The following is a 15,230-nucleotide window of genomic DNA, read 5'->3' as shown; positions in this document are numbered from 1 at the left end:
ATCGGCTCGATTCAGAGCTTTGAACTATCAGTGCGTGCCGGCAGAGCCCCGGGGACGGGAGCGGCGGCCGACTCCTCGATGTAGCGCTTGGGGTTGATCATGACGGCGCCGGTCATCATGACGACCAGGCACAGGCCCAGCGTGGCGAACGACCACGTCCAGGACCCCGTGGCGTCGTGGATGGTGCCGAAGAACAGCGGCGCTATGCCTGCCCCCGCGTACCCCACGCCCTGGCTGAAGCCGGAAAGCACGGAGGAGCCGTGCGTGGTCCGCGAGCGCAGGTTCACCATCAGCAGTGCCGTGGCGAAGGTGCCCTGGCCCAGGCCGGCAGAGGTGACCCACAGCCAGGTCCCGGCAGTGGGCGCCAGGTAGAGGCCCAGGTGCCCGATGGTCCAGAACATGGCAAAGAGTGAAATGGCGATGATCGGGTTCTTCATGCGCGGCACCCACAAGGGAACCAGCAGGCTGACGGGCAGGCCCAAAATCGCGAAATAGGCCAGGGCCGAGCCTGCCGCTGCCGGGTCCAGGCCCTCGCCGGCCAGGTAGGGCGGCAGCCAGGTGAAGTAGACGTAGGTTTGTGCCGAATTGCCGGCCAGGAAAATGGCCAGCCCCCACGCCACCCGCGAGCGCCACGGCACCAGCTTCGGTACGGCGGCCTTCACGGCCGCACCGGGGCCGGTGGAGGCAGTGCCGGGTGCCCGGCCGGCGTCGTCCGCGGCGCTGCGGCGAACCTGTCGGTCACGCAGGGCCTGCGCGGCCCACGGGAGCAGCACCAGGAAGCTGACCGAGGCCCACAGGCCGATGGAGACGCGCCAGTTGGTGAGTCCGGCCACCGGGACGGCCAGCTGCGGGCTGGCCGCCGTGCCCACCGCCAGCAACGTCACGTAGCCGGCCGTCACCACGCCCACGCGGTCCGGGAAGTACTTTTTCACCAGCGGCGGCAGCACCACATTGCCGATCCCGTAACCGGCCATGACCACGGCGCTCCAGCCGAGGAACGGCCACACCTGCCCCGTGGCCGCGCGAACCAGCTGCCCCACCACGGCCAGCACGACGGCGGCCACCAGCACCCTTTCGAGGCCAAAGCGGCGGATCAGCACCGGCGTCAGCAGCCCGAACACGGCGAAGATGAGGGGCGGGAGCATGGCCAGCAGGCCGATCGTGCCGGCGTCGAAGCCCAGTGCGGAGCGCAGCTCCCCCAGCAGGGGCGGCACCACCGAGACGGCCGCACGCAGGCTCACGGCCATGACCATGATGCCCAGCAGCGCCCCGATGCGGCCGGTCCACGGCTTCTTCACAAGATAATTGCTCACGTGACAAGAGTAGTCACTGCCGCGACACCACCCGGGCAGGTTTTGTTGACCGGCCCCGGGAGCGGACATACATTGGGAATTGGCCGCCACCCTTGCGGTCCACCCGCCCCCGGCCGCCCCCGGCCACCCACGGCAAGGACGCCCATGGACGCAGCACAGCAGCCCGCACCGCCCACCACCCGGGAGGCCTGCCTGGCCGCCGACGCCGCCGACCCGCTGCGCCGCTTCCGCGACGACTTCCTGCTGCCGGGCGGCGTCATCTACCTGGACGGCAACTCGCTCGGGGCCCGGCCGAAGGCCTCCCTGGACGTGGCCGCCCGCGTGCTCGAGCAGGAGTGGGGCACGGGTCTGATCCGCAGCTGGAACACCGCCGGCTGGTTCGGGCTGCCGGGCCGGCTCGGCGACAAGCTGGCTGCGCTGGTCGGCGCCGGCCCCGGTGAGGTGGTGGTCACGGACACCACTTCACTGAACCTGTTCAAGTCGCTGGCCGCGGCGCTGCGCATCCAACAGGCTGCGGACCCCGCCCGGAAGGTGATCGTGACCGAACGTGACAACTTCCCCACGGACATCTACATGGCCGAGGGAATCGCGGACTTCCTGGACCAGGGACATTCGGTGCGCCTCATCGATGCGGACCTGCCGCTGGAGGACGCGCTGGGAGCCGACGTGGCCGTCGTCGCCCTTTCCCATGTCAACTACCGCACGGGGGCCATGTGGGACATGGCGTCCACCACCTCCCTGGTGCACGACGCCGGCGCCCTGGTGGTCTGGGACCTCGCCCACGCGGCCGGTGCCGTGCCGGTGGACCTGCGTGGCGCCGGGGCGGACTTCGCGGTGGGCTGCACGTACAAGTACCTCAACGGCGGGCCCGGCTCACCCGCGTTCATCTGGGTCAACGCCCGCCACCAGGACCGGTTCTGGCAGCCCCTCTCCGGCTGGTGGGGGCACGCGCGGCCGTTCGCCATGGAGGATGCCTACGAGCCGGTGTCGGGGATCGGCCGGTTCCTGTGCGGGACACAGCCGGTGGTGTCGATGGCGCTGGTGGAATGCGGGCTGGACATCAGCCTCGCGGCGGACATCGGCGCGGTGCGGGAGAAGTCCCTGGCGCTGGCGGAGCTGTTCATCGCCCTGGTGGACGCCCGGCGCGGGGACCATCCGCTGGAGCTGGTCACGCCGCGGGACCCGGGACTCCGCGGCAGCCACGTCAGCTACGCCCATCCCGAGGGCTATGCCGTCATGCAGGCCCTCATTGCCCGCGGCGTCATTGGCGACTACCGCGAACCCCACGTGCTCCGCTTCGGCATCACCCCGCTGTATCTGGGCCGGGCCGACATCTGGGACGCCGTGGAGGCACTGTTCGACATCCTCGACAACCGGCTCTGGGACGCGCCGCAGTTCCGGGAGCGGCTGGCTGTCACGTAGCGGCGGTCCCGCCGAGATCGGGGACAAGCCGCGAGAAAGGCGTCAACCAACACCGTTCTCGCGGCTTGTCCCCTTCCTCGGCGAAAGCGGTAGGGACGGCCCGTTATCCACAATTGCCGATCCCGGCCTTGAAGCCGTGACGGGCCCGCGGAAGACTCTGCCCATGGGAGACGAGAAACTGCTGGAGCGGATCGGGCGCGCGTGGCCGGCGGGCGCGCCGGTGGCAACCACGGCCCAGCTTGCCGCCGCCGGCGTCGGCGACCGGGTGCTCGCCGCCGCGTTGAAACATGGCTGCGTGTACCGCCTGCGCCGGGGCGCCTACGTGCAGGCAGCCCTGTGGCACGAACAAAAGCCCTGGGACCGGGACAAGCTGCGGCTGTATGCGCACATTCTGACCGCACGCGGCAGGCCGCGGTATTCCTACTTCAGCGCGGCCCGCCTGCACGGCCTGTTCATCTGGAATTGCGGGCCCAAGGTGCATGTGACGGCATTCTCCGCCGCCTCGGGAACGGGCACCGCGAGGGACGTCGTCCCGCACCACGACGAGCTGCCGGCCGGAGACACCTGTACCATCCGCCTGCGCAACGGCATGGAGGTGGTGGCCACCACGCTTGAACGCACTGTTGTCGATTGCGCCCGCATGGGCAGGATCGCCGAAGCCGTCGTCATCGGCGACCACGCACTGCGGCGCGGCGCCCGGCTCGAGGCCATGTGGGCCATGCTTGCGGCAGGCACCGGGCGCCGCGGCGTGCGCCGGGCCGCAAAGGTCCTGCGGGCACTCGACCGGCGGAGCGAGTCGCCCGGGGAGAGCCGGACCCGCCTGATCATTGCGGCAATGGACATCCCGCAGCCGGAACTGCAACTGGAACTGCGCGTTGACGGGCACCTGTACCGGCCGGACTTTGCCTGGCGGGAACAAAAAGTCATCGTGGAGTTTGACGGCGATGTCAAGTATTTCGACTTCGGACCCACCCGGGAGGTCCAGCTGGAGGAGCGGAAGCGGGAGAAGAGGCTCATGGAGGCGGGCTGGCGGTTCGTCCGACTGGAGTGGCGGGACCTGTCACGGCCGGCGGACGTCCGGCGGCGGATCCTCGCCGCGCTCGGCTCGATGCAACCCGCCGCCGCAGCCTAAGTGCCGAGATCGGGGACAGGCCGCGAGAAAGGCGTCAGCCAACACCGTTCTCGCGGCTTGTCCCCTTCCTCGGCGAAAGCGCGGCCCGGCCTGCAGGATCGTGCAGAATTCTGCCACCGGCGTTCTAGGATGGAGGCAATATCTGCGAAAGGAGCCGCACGGCATGGATGCAGCACAGCTTGGCGCCGCCCTGCGTGCCCGGCGCCGCGAACTGGCGCTGACCCAGATTGAGACGGCGGACCTCGCCGACATTTCCACGCGCGTGCTCAGCGACCTGGAAAACGGCCGGGAAACCGTGCGGCTGGACATCCTTTCCGCCGTGGCCAACGCCCTGGGCCTGGCCGTGACGCTTGAGGTGCAGGCCCCGTGAAGAACCCCGAGGACGCCAAGAAGATCCACCACGCGGTGGTCTACAAGCAGGGGCGCCCCGCCGCGACCCTGGTCCGCCACGCGCGTGCCGGCGTTGTTTTCTCCTACCTGCCCGCCTACCTGAACTCCGGCGGCCCGGCCATCGCCTCCACCCTGCCACTGCTGGACATGCCGGTGACGCTGGCCCACGGCAGCGTGCCGGCGTTTTTTGCCGGGCTGCTGCCGGAAGGCGAGCGCCTGGCGAAACTGCGGTGGGCCGTGAAGACCACCATCACCGACGAATTCTCGCTCCTGCTGGCGGCCGGCCAGAATCCCGTGGGCGACGTGCGGATCCTGCCCGCTGGCGCCCCCCTCGAGGACGTGCCGCCGCTGCTGGCCGTCACCAAGACGATGGACACCGTGCACTTTTCCAGCTATGCCGCCATCCCCGGCCCCGTGGACCCGTCCGCGCTGCCCGGCCTGCAGGACAAGGCCACAGCCTCCTACGTCCACGACAAGGACACCTCCCGGGCCTACATCCTCAAGTTCAACGACGGCAGCCACGCCCGCCAGGTCGAAACCGAATACCTGATGCTCAACAAGGCGAAGGCGCTGTCCATCCCGGTGGCCGCATCCCGCCTGGTGTACGACGCCGAGCGCCAGGCCGCCCTGCTCGTCTCCCGTTTTGACCGGTCCCCGGCCGGGCCCCTCGCCACCGAGGACGGCGCGCAGCTGCTGGGCCTGCCGCCCTCTCGCAAGTACAGCGTCCCGGCCGAGGCGGTGGCGGCTGCCGTGGCGGCCATGTGTTCGGCCCACGTGCTCGCCGCCCGCAACGTGTTCCTGCAGTTCCTGTTCGGCTGGCTGACCGGCAACGGCAACCTGCACGCCAAGAACATTTCGGTGGTCCGGCACCCGGACGGGGAATGGTTTGTGGCTCCCGCCTATGACCTGCAGTGCACGCTGGCCGCGGAGATTGAACAGGGCTTCGCCGCCGGCGTGCCCGGCGGCATCCTCACCGAGCTGACCGACGGCGACCCCTCCCGCGACCCCGGCATGGCGCTTCCGGTGGGAGGCAGCGCCGGCAGCCGGACCGGGCTGGGACGCAACGACTGGCTGCGCTTTGCCCGCACCCTGCACCTGCCCGAGCGGCTCGCGGCCAAAAGCATTGACAAGGCCCTGGCCGCGTCCGCGCTGACCGCGGCGGAGCTGCCGTTTGGGCCGGACGTCAGCGCCGCCGTCGTCCGCGTCCTGGGCATCCGCCGCGCGGCCATGCGGCCGTAACACAATCCACACGCCCGACCAGTTTTTTTACTGACGGAATGACGGTAAAATAGGGGCATGCCACGAATAGCCGCCCCCACCAACGCGGCGCAGCGCGAGCAGACGCAGCGCAAGATCCTCGACGCCTTTGGCGAGCTGCTGTTCAGCCACGGGCTGCCCGGTCTCACCATGACGGATGTCGCCCGCACCGCCGGCGTCGGCCGCACCGCCGTATACAACTACTATGCCGACCTTGAACAGCTCCTGGTGGCGTACGCGCTGGATGAAACCGGCCGCTTTGTCACGGAGCTGAAGGCCGACCTGGACAGCCTCGGCAACCCGGTGGACAAGCTTGCACTGTATGTCCGTTCCCAGATGGAGGACCTCAGCCGCCGCCACCTGCCGCCGGGGCCCGCCATGCGTTCGGTGCTGTCCGGGGAGTCGTTTGCCAAGCTGGCCGTCCACGTGGGCGAACTGAACCAGCTGCTTGCGGACATCCTGCGCGAGGGCATGGACCAGCACTTCCTGCCCGAAGCGGACGTCGACGGGCTGGTGCAGCTGATCCACGGCTCCCTGACGGCCAGTGCCTCCCGGCGCAATCCCGACACCCCGGACGAGGACCGTGCGGCCGCGGCCATCCGGTTCATCCAGGCCGGGGTCGGCGCCGTGTTTGACGACGACGGGCGCCCCGCCACCATCGCGTAGCAGCCCGGCGGCGTCAGCCTTTCGCGGCGGGCGTTGCCGGCTTGGCGGTGGGCGCCGCAGGCGTGGGGCCCAGCCGCGGGCAGGAGAGCGGCCCCGGGGTCTGGTCCACCTTCCTGGCATCGATCAGGCCGTCATAGCTGCTGGTCACAATGAAGTCGACGGTGGCGTCCTTGCGGCTGTCCTGCACGTACTCGGCACCCTTGACATTGCGCTGGAGGTTGAAGGCGGCGGCCCGCCCGGCAGCGCCGGAGACCACCACCACGGGCGCGTCGTACGGGGTGCTGCCGTTGGCAACCGCCTTGACCTTGTAGCCGCGTTTCTTCAGCTCAGCCGCAACCTGGCCGGCCAGGCCTTCCTCGCTTCCGCCGTTGTACACGTTGACGGTGACGGTTTTGTTCGCCGGGTAGTCAAAGGGCCCGGCCGGGCAGCTGTCGGCCGTGGCCACCGGCCTGGGCGTGCCGAAGTGGAGCACCAGCTCGCCGCGCTGGATCATCCCCGCCACCACCACGCCGGCCACCACCAGGGCGAGCAGCAGCACCAGGGTCACGCCGTGGGTTATGCGCCGCCGGACGGTCCGGGCGGAGTATTCGGCCGTCTCCGGCTCGGGAAAGGCCTCCGCGAGCCCTGCAGCGTCAATGACGTGGTGGCCGTGCCAAAACTGCACGTCCTTGGACCGTTTGCGGGCCAGGCGTTCCTCATACGCTGCATCCTTGGCCTGGCGCTTCGCTTCCCGCGCGGCCCGGCGCGCCTGGCGTGCGGTGAGCTGGACGTCGTCGTCCGGGGCACCGTCAGTCATCGATCACCAGCACCCGGGCGTGCAGGATGGTGCGCTGGTGCAGCGCGGTGCGCACGGCCCGGTGCAGCCCGTCCTCCAGGTAGAGGGTGCCGCGCCACTGCACCACATGCGGGAAAAGGTCGCCAAAAAACGTTGAGTCCTCCGCCAGCAGCGCCTCCAGGTCCAGCTGTGCCTTGGTGGTCACCAGATCCGCCAGCCGCACCTGCCGCGGGGGCACCGACGCCCAGTCCTTGGGCGTTACATGGCCGTGGTCGGGATAGGGGCGTTTGTCGCCAACTGCTTTGAAGATCACCACACCAGACTATGGAGTGGGGCTCCCCATGGGAACTTCACCCGGTCCGAGCCGCGGGTGTGTTGCCAAATGGTTACAGTCAGGTTCGGCCCCCGGGGGCGAAGGCTGCAATCATGGTTCCATGACGAGAGAAACCCCGCCGCTGGCCCTTTTGCTGGACGTGGACGGCCCCATTGCCAGCCCCGTGACCCGCACCGTGTCCGCCGAAATCATCGCGAGCCTGATCGCCCTGGTCCGCGAGGGCATCCCGGTGGTGTTCAACACCGGGCGTTCGGACGCCTTCATCGCCGAGCAGGTCATGGGCCCCATGATCGAGGCCGGCATGCCCGCCCGTTCCGTGGTGCACGCCATTTGTGAAAAGGGCGCCACCTGGTTCAGTTTCACGGCCAACGGCCCCGGCACCGTCCATCTGGACCGAGAGCTGGCCATGCCGGCAGCCTTCGCAGACGATGTCCGCACGCTCGTGGCCACAAAGTATGCCGAGTTCATGTTCTTCGACGAAACCAAGCGGGCCATGGTGTCCGTGGAGCAGCAGGTCACGGTGGACAGCGCCGGCTACCTGGCCCAGCAGGACCGTTTCGACGCCGACGCCCTGGAGCTGCTGGCCCGCCACGACCTCGGCGCCGTCCGCCTGGACCACCGCGCCCCGGCCTCCTCCGGGCGCGTGGACTACCGCGTGGACCCGACCATCATCTCCACCGACATCGAATCGGTCCGGCTCGGCAAGGACCTCGGCGCCAGCCGGGCCGTGGAACTGCTGGCCGGGCAGGGCATCGTCCCCGAGGCGTGGCGGACCATGGGGGACTCGAGGACCGACTACGCCATGGCCGACTGGCTGCACCACCAGGACCACGAGGTCAAGCACGTGGACGTGCGCCCGGCCGACGGCGTTCCCGCCAAGCCCTACCCCATCCTCACCTCGGTGGACCTGGGCCTGGACCGGAACTTCATCCACGACGACGCCGGCGCCGCCTTCCTCAAGGCCTGGCTCGACGCCGTCACGGCCTAGCGGGCGAGCGCTGCCTCCACCGCGGCCACCAGCTCGGGTGAGTCGGGCGCAACCGCGGAGGCAAAGCGGGCCACGAGCGCGCCGTCGTGGTTGAGCAGGAACTTCTCAAAGTTCCACCTGACGGGCTCGGCACCGCCATCCGTGAGGGCGGCAAAAAGCGGGTGGGCATCCGGGCCGTTGACGTCCGCCTTGGCGGCCAGCGGGAAGGTCACACCGAAGTTCTTGCGGCAAAATTCGGCAATCTCGCCGTCGGTGCCCGGTTCCTGTCCGCCAAACTGGTTGCAGGGCACGCCCAGGATGACCAGCCCGCGGTCCTGGTACTTTTCATGAAGCGCTTCGAGGGCGTCGTACTGCGGGGTGAATCCGCACTGCGAGGCGACGTTGACCACCAGGACGGCCGTGCCGCCCAGGGCGGCGAGGCTGCTGGCGGTGCCGTCGTTGAGGGTCAGGGGAATGGTCTGCAAGGTTTCTGTAGTCACGTTTTGATTCTATGGCCCGGCGGTTCAGTTGTTGCGCCCGCGCGCAGCCACGGCCCACGTCCCCGCCGGCGCGCCGTCCCGGACCACCACCAGCTCGTCGGCGAGGTTGACCGCGGCGCACACGTGGTTGGGCACGGCCTGCAGGATGTCCCCGCGGCGGGGCATCGGGACGCCGTCGGGAATGGCGACGGTGGCATGGTGCTCGGAGAGGGCCGTGATCCGGGCGCCGGGCATCCCGAGGATCCGCCCGCCGCCGGTGGCCCAGGCTGGCTGGTCGGCCCCGAGGACCTTGCTGCCGGCGTCGAGGATCACGCTGCGCCCGGTGCTGCTGACCACGGTTGCGACGGCGGTCAGGGCCACGTCGTCCCATCCGCAGCTGCCCAGTTCCACCTGTTGGGCGTCGTTGAAGGCGTACACGCCGGGGCGCAGTTCCGTGAGCACGCCGGCGTCCGCGTCCGCAGCGGTGGGGGTTGACCCGCCACTGACGGTGCCTGCCGGGATGCCGGCGGCCACCAGGGAGGCCGCCGCCGTGGCGAGTGCCGCCGCCTCCTGGCCGGCTGCCGGCCCGCGTTTCCCCGGCCCATAGCCGTGGCCGGGGAAGGTGAAGACGCCCGCCACGGCGAGCCCGTGGTCCAGGGCCGCCTGCGCCACGGTGCCGGCGTCGTCCGGGCGGCAGCCGCTGCGGTGGTGGCCGCTGTCCACTTCCACCACCACCTGCACGCCGCAGCCGGCGACGGCCTGCCCCAGCTCGCGGGCAGCTTCCACGGAGTCGACGCCGATCCGCAGGGCGGCACGGGCGGCCAGCGACTTGATGCGCGCCGCCCGTGCCGGGGTGACCCACAAGGGGTAGGCCAGGAACAGGTCCGTGCAGCCGGCAGCGGCGAACACCTCGGCCTCGCCCAGCGTGGCGACGGTGAGCCCGACGGCGCCCAGCTCCAGCTGGCGCCGGGCAATTTCGGGCACCTTGTGGGTCTTGGCATGCGGCCTGAGGGACAGGCCGGCCGCCGCGGCCCGCCCGGCCATGGCCGCGAGGTTGCGGTCCATGACCTCCGCATCGACGCACAGGAACGGCGTGGAGGGAAATTCGGGGGCGGCAAAGTTCGTCTGGTCCATGGCACCATGATGCCATCCGCGCCGGTGCGGCCGGTTCCAGGGCGGAAGAAATGATCCACCGCGGGTGCGGACGCTGTTTAAGGCGGCGACGTCACGGCCATGGAAAAGCAAAAAAGTGGTCCCGCTCCATGCCTGGGGCACGGTGCGGGACCACTTTTCATTCTGTGCGGAGGATGGGGGATTTGAACCCCCGAGGGCGTTAACCCAACACGCGTTCCAGGCGTGCGCCATAGGCCGCTAGGCGAATCCTCCAGCTGCCGTGGCGAACACGGCAGGTTCAAGAGTACCTGACGAAGTGCCGAAGTCACGAATCGGGGCCTGCCGGTGCGGGCGGAGGGCAAGAAAGAGGGGTAGTGGGGCCCCGTTCAAGCTCCACTACCCCCATTTCCCATGCGGTCCATCGGAAGGCAGACCCTCTTGCTGGGGACTGGCGCCGTGGCGCCTGTCCCTGCACTCCGCCGCGGTGCTCCCTCCGCGGGTGGCGTGCATTCGCAACTTTACAACATTGTCACGCAGCTGTGACATATTGCGGCAAATATTTCGCGAGTTGAAACATGGGCGGTTTGGCGCGGCCGCGGACGAACCCGGAAAGGCCCGCAGCCGCGGCCGGGCGGCCCGCCAGGGTGCCTTGACCGGCGTCGTGTCCCACTACCGCAGGCCGTGCCGGACTGCCAGGGCGGCGGCAACAAAAGCGGCAATGGCAAAGAGGAAGGTCAGGATCCACAGCAGCGCCTGCTGGTCGCCGTGGTGGCGCACCTTCTGGGTGCTTTGCGTCGAGAAGGCCTCGACGCGCAACATGGCGGATATGCCGCAGATAAAGGCGAGCGCCATGAATATCCATTGAAAAATTCCGTAGATCATTTTGACCGTCATCTCCTCATGGCCTCGGGCGGCAGGGGCAGGTCGGCCCGGGACCTTTTTCGCAGCTGTTAAAGAAGGAGCGTCCCTCTCGCGAACGTACCACCCCGCCCTGAAAATTGGTATGGCACGGGCGCCGGTCCCTGCCCCGGCACGGATTCGCCCGTCCCGCGTCCGTCGGGTAAGCTGATTCCCGGCCCCTCATGTGGCGTCACCCTGTGAACTCCCCCAGGACCGGAAGGTAGCAAGGGTAAGCGGGCTCTGGCGGGTGCATGGGGGGTCTTTATTTTTTCCCTGGACTTATCCCCAACCTCGCCCGATTCCGCCGGGGCGACGGGCGGTTTGTCAGGCAGATTGGATAGGGTTTTATCTGTGAGCGCACCAACAGCCCTTTACCGCCGGTACCGTCCCGATTCCTTTGCGGACGTGATCGGCCAGGAGCATGTGACCGCCCCGCTCATGGCCGCCCTGGAAAAGAACCGGGTCAACCACGCCTACCTGTTTTCCGGCCCCCGCGGCTGCGGAAAGACCACGTCCGCCCGCATCCTGGCCCGCTGCCTGAACTGTGCGCAGGGCCCCACCTCCCACCCGTGCGGCGAGTGCGACAGCTGCATCGAACTGGCGCGCGGCGGTGCCGGTTCCCTGGACGTCATCGAGATTGACGCGGCCAGCCACGGCGGTGTCGACGACGCCAGGGACCTGCGCGAACGCGCCACCTTCGCCCCGATCCGCGACCGCTACAAGATCTTCATCATTGACGAGGCCCACATGGTGACCTCGGCCGGCTTCAACGCCCTGCTGAAGATCGTTGAGGAGCCGCCGGAGCACATCAAGTTCATCTTCGCCACCACGGAGCCGGACAAGGTCATCGGCACCATCCGCTCGCGCACACACCACTACCCGTTCCGGCTCGTCCCGCCGGAGCCCCTCATGGCGTATCTGGCACGGTTGTGCGAACAAGAGGGTGTGCCGGTGGCCCCCGGGGTCCTGTCGTTGGTGATCCGCGCGGGCGGCGGTTCGGTGCGCGATTCGCTCTCGGTGCTGGACCAGCTCATGGCCGGTGCCGGGGCGGCGGGCCTGGACTATGAGCTTGCCGTCGACCTGCTCGGCTATACGCATGCTTCCCTGCTGGACGACGTCGTGGAGGCCCTCGCCGCCGCCGACGCCGCCACCGTGTTCAAGTCCGTGGACCGCGTCATCCAGACCGGGCATGACCCCCGCCGCTTTGTGGAGGACCTGCTGGAGCGCTTCCGCGACCTCATCATTGTCCAGGCCATGCCCGAAAGTGCGCACGCCATTTTGCGTGGCACCCCCGACGAGCTGATCGCCCGCATGCAGACGCAGGCCGCGCAGCTCGGCGCCTCCGAACTTTCGCGCGCCGCCGACGTCACCAACAGCGCCTTTAACGAGATGACGGGCGCCACCTCGCCCCGGCTGCACCTGGAACTGCTCGGCGCACGCCTGCTGCTGCCCGGCGCCGACGCCTCCGCCCGCGGCATGGCGGCCCGGCTGGATGCGATGGAACGGCGCCTCAACTATGGCGGGGCCCCGGCCGGCGCGGACTCCGGGCCGGGCCTGCAGCCCGCCGCCACTGCCCCCAGTACGATGCCGACCCCCATGGACGCTCCCCCCGTCGCCCCGGGCGGCGGGCTGGCTGCCGTGCGCGCCCAGCTCGCCAAGGCCAAGGCCGACGCCGGCGCGCAGGTTGCCAGCCGCCATCCGGAAAGGGTGCAGCATGCCCCGGTGCCGGCTGGGGAAGGACCGTCGGGGGTACCGGCCGGTCCTTCCGGCGCGCCCGAGGAACGGCAGGACCGCCCGGATCCGGCACCCCACCGGCAGCCCACCTGGGGCGACCTCGATGTTGCGCCCGCTCCAGAGCCGCAAGCTCCACAGCCCGACGCCGGGCCATGGCACACGACTGCCCCCTCCTCCCGGCAGGCGGACGCAGGGCACCGCGCGACTCCGCGGCAGCAGGCATCGGCGCCAGCGGCCGCCACGCAGGAAACGGCAGTCGGTGAACCGGCAGCACCGCCCGTGCAGCAGGCCTCCGCACCCACAGGTCCGGGCCCGGGTCCGGCCTCCGGCGGCACCGGCATCGAAGTCATTCGGCGCGCGTGGCCGGAAATCCTGGCCAACCTCAGCAACATCCGCAAGGCGTCGTGGGCCATGGTGAACCAAAATGTGGTGCCCCGTGCCTTTGATGGCGAAACCCTGCGGGTGGCCCTGCCCACCACGGCACTGATCCAGACATTCGGCAACAGCGGCCACGCCGAGAACCTCCGCCAGGCCATCCACACCACCCTGGGCATCAGCTGCCGGCTCGATCCCATCACGGGCGACGCCCCGAACCCGGGATCGAGCGCTGAGCCAAACCCAAAAGAACCGGCTGACCCGGGGCCCCCCGGCAGCGCCGGCCGCCCTCCCCTGGGCCAGGCCCCTGCCACCGCGGCAGCCCCTCACGCTGCGGCCGCCACGGCCGCAGCCGGCAACACGCCGCCTTACGGCGCTGCACCGGCCATGCCTGCCCCCGCCGGCCCGTCGGCCGGCGGCACCAGCCCGTCCCCTGCCGCACATCAGCGCCCCACGGCGCCCGTCCCTGCCCGGCAGCCGGACCTGGCGCCTCAGCCGGCCCGTGCCCAGGCCGTTGCACCCTCTGCCGCCTCTCCCGCCGCGGAAGCCGCACCCACGCCGCACCCAGCTCCAGCGGCAGCGCCGGCGCCCGCTGCGCCGGCGCCCGCCCCCTCCGCACCGGAGACCCGGAATGGGCAGCCGGCAGGCGGGGCCCGCCCCGGTGTTCGCGTGTCGGAGTGGGACGGGCCCATCCCCGAGGAGCCGTCGTGGGACGACGAGCCCCCGTTCGACGACTGGTCGGAACCCGTTCCGCCGCAGTTCCGGGAATCGGCGCCACCGCCTGGCGGACCGCATCCGGCCCGGGCGCAACAACCGCCGGCCGCACCGGGGCAAGCCCTCCCCGCCCCGGCACCTTCCTCTGAGCCGGCCAGGGAACAGCAACCGTCCGCCGCGGCCGTCGCCGCCCAGGCAGGCAGCGCAAACAGCGCAACCGGGCCTGCCCCGGCAGCTGCACCGGAACGCTACCGGCCCAAGGTTTCCCCCATTTCCGCATGGACCACGGGCTGGGACATGCCCTCCGACCAACCGTCGGAGGCACCCGCATCAGCGCCGGAAGAACCTGCGGTGCCCCGGCGCAGCCAGCTGCTGGCAGCCCATGCAGGGCAGTCCGCCGGCCGGAACAACCAGCAGGACGCCCCCCAGGACTGGGGCGTCTCCCTGGGCGGCCCGTCGCGAAACACCGTGGCCGATCCCGGCTGGGGCGCCCCTGCCGAGGCGCCCGACTGGGCCACGCCCGCACCGTCCCCCGCCGGTACTGCCGCCCCCGGTGCGAATTCCGCCCAGCCGGGGGCCGGCAGCTGGGACCTTGGCAGCACTGATGCCGCCCCGGCGGGCACCACACAGGCACCACCCGGCGCACCCGCGGCCGCCCCACGACCGGGCACGCCCGCAGCCGCCCCTCGAAACGGCGGTGCACCCGCGGCGCCAACGCGCGACGGCGGGCAGGACGTGTCGGGGGGAACGCCGGCGTCCGAGGCACGGCAGGCCCCGGCAGCCGGCGAAAAGCTGAGCATGTACCAGCGCCTCTCCAACAGCGCCGAGGCCCAGGCCGGACGGAGCCGCGTCCAGGCACGGCCGGCGGACGCCCCGTATGTTGAGGACGTGCCGAGCGAGGACGACGTCACCATCGAGGAATCGGGCGTGGCCGGCCAGGCCGCCGTGGAGCGTATCCTTGGCGGGCAGCTGGTGGAGGAACGCCCCCTCCACGGCAGCAGCTACTGACCGGCCGGCACTTCCACCCACCCGTTTTGGATCCAGGAGAATTGAGTAAAAGTGTACGAGGGAGCAGTCCAGGAGCTCATCGACGAACTGGGGCGCCTGCCCGGAATCGGCCCGAAGTCTGCCCAGCGGCTGGCCTTCCACATCCTGGAGGCGGACACCGAGGACATGCAGCGGCTGGTGCGGTCCATCATTACGGTGAAGGAACGGGTCAAGTTCTGCACGATCTGCGGCAACGTCACCGAGCAGGAAACCTGCAACATCTGCCGGGACGAGCGGCGTGACCCCACCGTCATCTGCGTCGTGGAGGAATCCAAGGACGTGCTGGCCGTGGAACGCACGCGCGCGTTCCGGGGCCGGTACCACGTGCTCGGCGGCTCCATCAACCCGATTGCCGGGATCGGCCCGGACCAGCTGCGCATCCGCGAACTGCTCACCCGGCTCAACGACAGCAAGATCGAGGAGATCATCATCGCCACCGACCCCAACCTGGAGGGCGAGGCGACGGCCACCTACCTCTCGCGCATGCTCAAGACCATTGGCATCACCGTGACCCGGCTGGCCTCGGGCCTGCCCGTCGGCGGCGATTTGGAGTACGCCGACGAGGTCACCCTGGGCCGCGCCTTTGAAGGCCGCCGGAACGCCCTGACGTAG

14 protein-coding genes, 1 tRNA gene and 1 other RNA gene are annotated in these 15,230 nt (G+C 70.0%); 9 read left to right on the top strand and 7 right to left on the bottom strand.

Annotation, left to right across the window (positions count from 1 at the left end; translation table 11 throughout):
• Positions 1 to 11 precede the first annotated feature (11 nt).
• The gene (locus tag MMF96_RS01380; RefSeq protein ID WP_256882283.1) at positions 12 to 1,313 is read right to left on the bottom strand and encodes a CynX/NimT family MFS transporter; all 1,302 of its coding nucleotides are present in this window, start codon (positions 1,311 to 1,313) and stop codon (positions 12 to 14) included.
• A 144-nt stretch (positions 1,314 to 1,457) separates the two neighbouring features.
• On the opposite strand from MMF96_RS01380, the gene kynU reads away from it, so the two are divergent.
• From kynU to MMF96_RS01355, 5 genes are all read left to right on the top strand, one after another.
• Positions 1,458 to 2,735: a kynureninase gene (kynU, locus tag MMF96_RS01375; RefSeq protein WP_176615264.1), complete on the top strand. Its 1,278-nt coding sequence runs from the start codon at positions 1,458 to 1,460 to the stop codon at positions 2,733 to 2,735.
• A 163-nt stretch (positions 2,736 to 2,898) separates the two neighbouring features.
• Positions 2,899 to 3,867: a hypothetical protein gene (locus MMF96_RS01370; protein ID WP_256882282.1), complete on the top strand. Its 969-nt coding sequence runs from the start codon at positions 2,899 to 2,901 to the stop codon at positions 3,865 to 3,867.
• Between the two features lie 163 nt (positions 3,868 to 4,030).
• Positions 4,031 to 4,237 (top strand): helix-turn-helix domain-containing protein, encoded by a 207-nt coding sequence (locus tag MMF96_RS01365; protein ID WP_176615266.1) that lies wholly within the window; start codon positions 4,031 to 4,033, stop codon positions 4,235 to 4,237.
• Positions 4,234 to 5,496 (top strand): HipA domain-containing protein, encoded by a 1,263-nt coding sequence (locus MMF96_RS01360; protein ID WP_256882281.1) that lies wholly within the window; start codon positions 4,234 to 4,236, stop codon positions 5,494 to 5,496. The genes MMF96_RS01365 and MMF96_RS01360 overlap by 4 nt, the downstream gene beginning before the upstream one ends.
• Positions 5,497 to 5,553: 57 nt before the next feature.
• The gene (locus tag MMF96_RS01355) at positions 5,554 to 6,180 is read left to right on the top strand and encodes a TetR/AcrR family transcriptional regulator (protein ID WP_176615268.1); all 627 of its coding nucleotides are present in this window, start codon (positions 5,554 to 5,556) and stop codon (positions 6,178 to 6,180) included.
• Between the two features lie 13 nt (positions 6,181 to 6,193).
• Here the strand turns inward: MMF96_RS01355 and MMF96_RS01350 are convergent, their stop codons facing one another.
• Complete coding sequence (locus MMF96_RS01350; protein WP_256882280.1) at positions 6,194 to 6,976, bottom strand: LytR C-terminal domain-containing protein; 783 nt, start codon at positions 6,974 to 6,976, stop codon at positions 6,194 to 6,196.
• Entirely contained in the window at positions 6,969 to 7,268 is a 300-nt protein-coding gene (locus MMF96_RS01345; RefSeq protein ID WP_176615270.1) for a type II toxin-antitoxin system VapB family antitoxin, read from the bottom strand. Before MMF96_RS01345 ends, MMF96_RS01350 begins: the two co-directional genes overlap by 8 nt.
• 121 nt (positions 7,269 to 7,389) lie before the next feature.
• Between MMF96_RS01345 and MMF96_RS01340 the strand changes: the two genes are divergently transcribed.
• The gene (locus tag MMF96_RS01340; RefSeq protein ID WP_176615271.1) at positions 7,390 to 8,277 is read left to right on the top strand and encodes a hypothetical protein; all 888 of its coding nucleotides are present in this window, start codon (positions 7,390 to 7,392) and stop codon (positions 8,275 to 8,277) included.
• Here MMF96_RS01340 and MMF96_RS01335 read toward each other — a convergent pair.
• The 4 genes from MMF96_RS01335 to MMF96_RS01320 form a co-directional block, all read right to left on the bottom strand.
• The gene (locus MMF96_RS01335) at positions 8,274 to 8,756 is read right to left on the bottom strand and encodes a glutathione peroxidase (protein WP_256882279.1); all 483 of its coding nucleotides are present in this window, start codon (positions 8,754 to 8,756) and stop codon (positions 8,274 to 8,276) included. The genes MMF96_RS01340 and MMF96_RS01335 overlap by 4 nt on opposite strands.
• Before the next feature lie 24 nt (positions 8,757 to 8,780).
• The gene (locus tag MMF96_RS01330; RefSeq protein WP_176615273.1) at positions 8,781 to 9,869 is read right to left on the bottom strand and encodes an alanine racemase; all 1,089 of its coding nucleotides are present in this window, start codon (positions 9,867 to 9,869) and stop codon (positions 8,781 to 8,783) included.
• Between the two features lie 167 nt (positions 9,870 to 10,036).
• Positions 10,037 to 10,121 (bottom strand) — tRNA-Ser (locus tag MMF96_RS01325).
• Between the two features lie 396 nt (positions 10,122 to 10,517).
• Positions 10,518 to 10,730 carry a hypothetical protein gene (locus tag MMF96_RS01320; protein WP_256882278.1) on the bottom strand — a complete coding sequence of 71 codons (213 nt, stop codon included), beginning with the start codon at positions 10,728 to 10,730 and terminating at the stop codon, positions 10,518 to 10,520.
• A 189-nt stretch (positions 10,731 to 10,919) separates the two neighbouring features.
• Here MMF96_RS01320 and ffs point away from each other — a divergent pair.
• The 3 genes from ffs to recR all read left to right on the top strand — a co-directional run bounded on the left by ffs (position 10,920) and on the right by recR (position 15,230).
• Positions 10,920 to 11,015, top strand: an RNA gene (gene ffs / locus MMF96_RS01315) — signal recognition particle sRNA small type.
• Between the two features lie 84 nt (positions 11,016 to 11,099).
• Positions 11,100 to 14,579 (top strand): DNA polymerase III subunit gamma and tau, encoded by a 3,480-nt coding sequence (locus tag MMF96_RS01310; RefSeq protein ID WP_256882277.1) that lies wholly within the window; start codon positions 11,100 to 11,102, stop codon positions 14,577 to 14,579.
• A gap of 51 nt (positions 14,580 to 14,630) precedes the next feature.
• Entirely contained in the window at positions 14,631 to 15,230 is a 600-nt protein-coding gene (recR, locus tag MMF96_RS01305; RefSeq protein WP_176615276.1) for a recombination mediator RecR, read from the top strand.

It is taken from the genome of Arthrobacter sp. STN4, from assembly GCF_024539665.1.
GTDB lineage: Bacteria > Actinomycetota > Actinomycetes > Actinomycetales > Micrococcaceae > Specibacter.
Note: the sequence above shows the minus strand (reverse complement) of the source record. Positions and strands in the feature narration are given on the sequence as shown.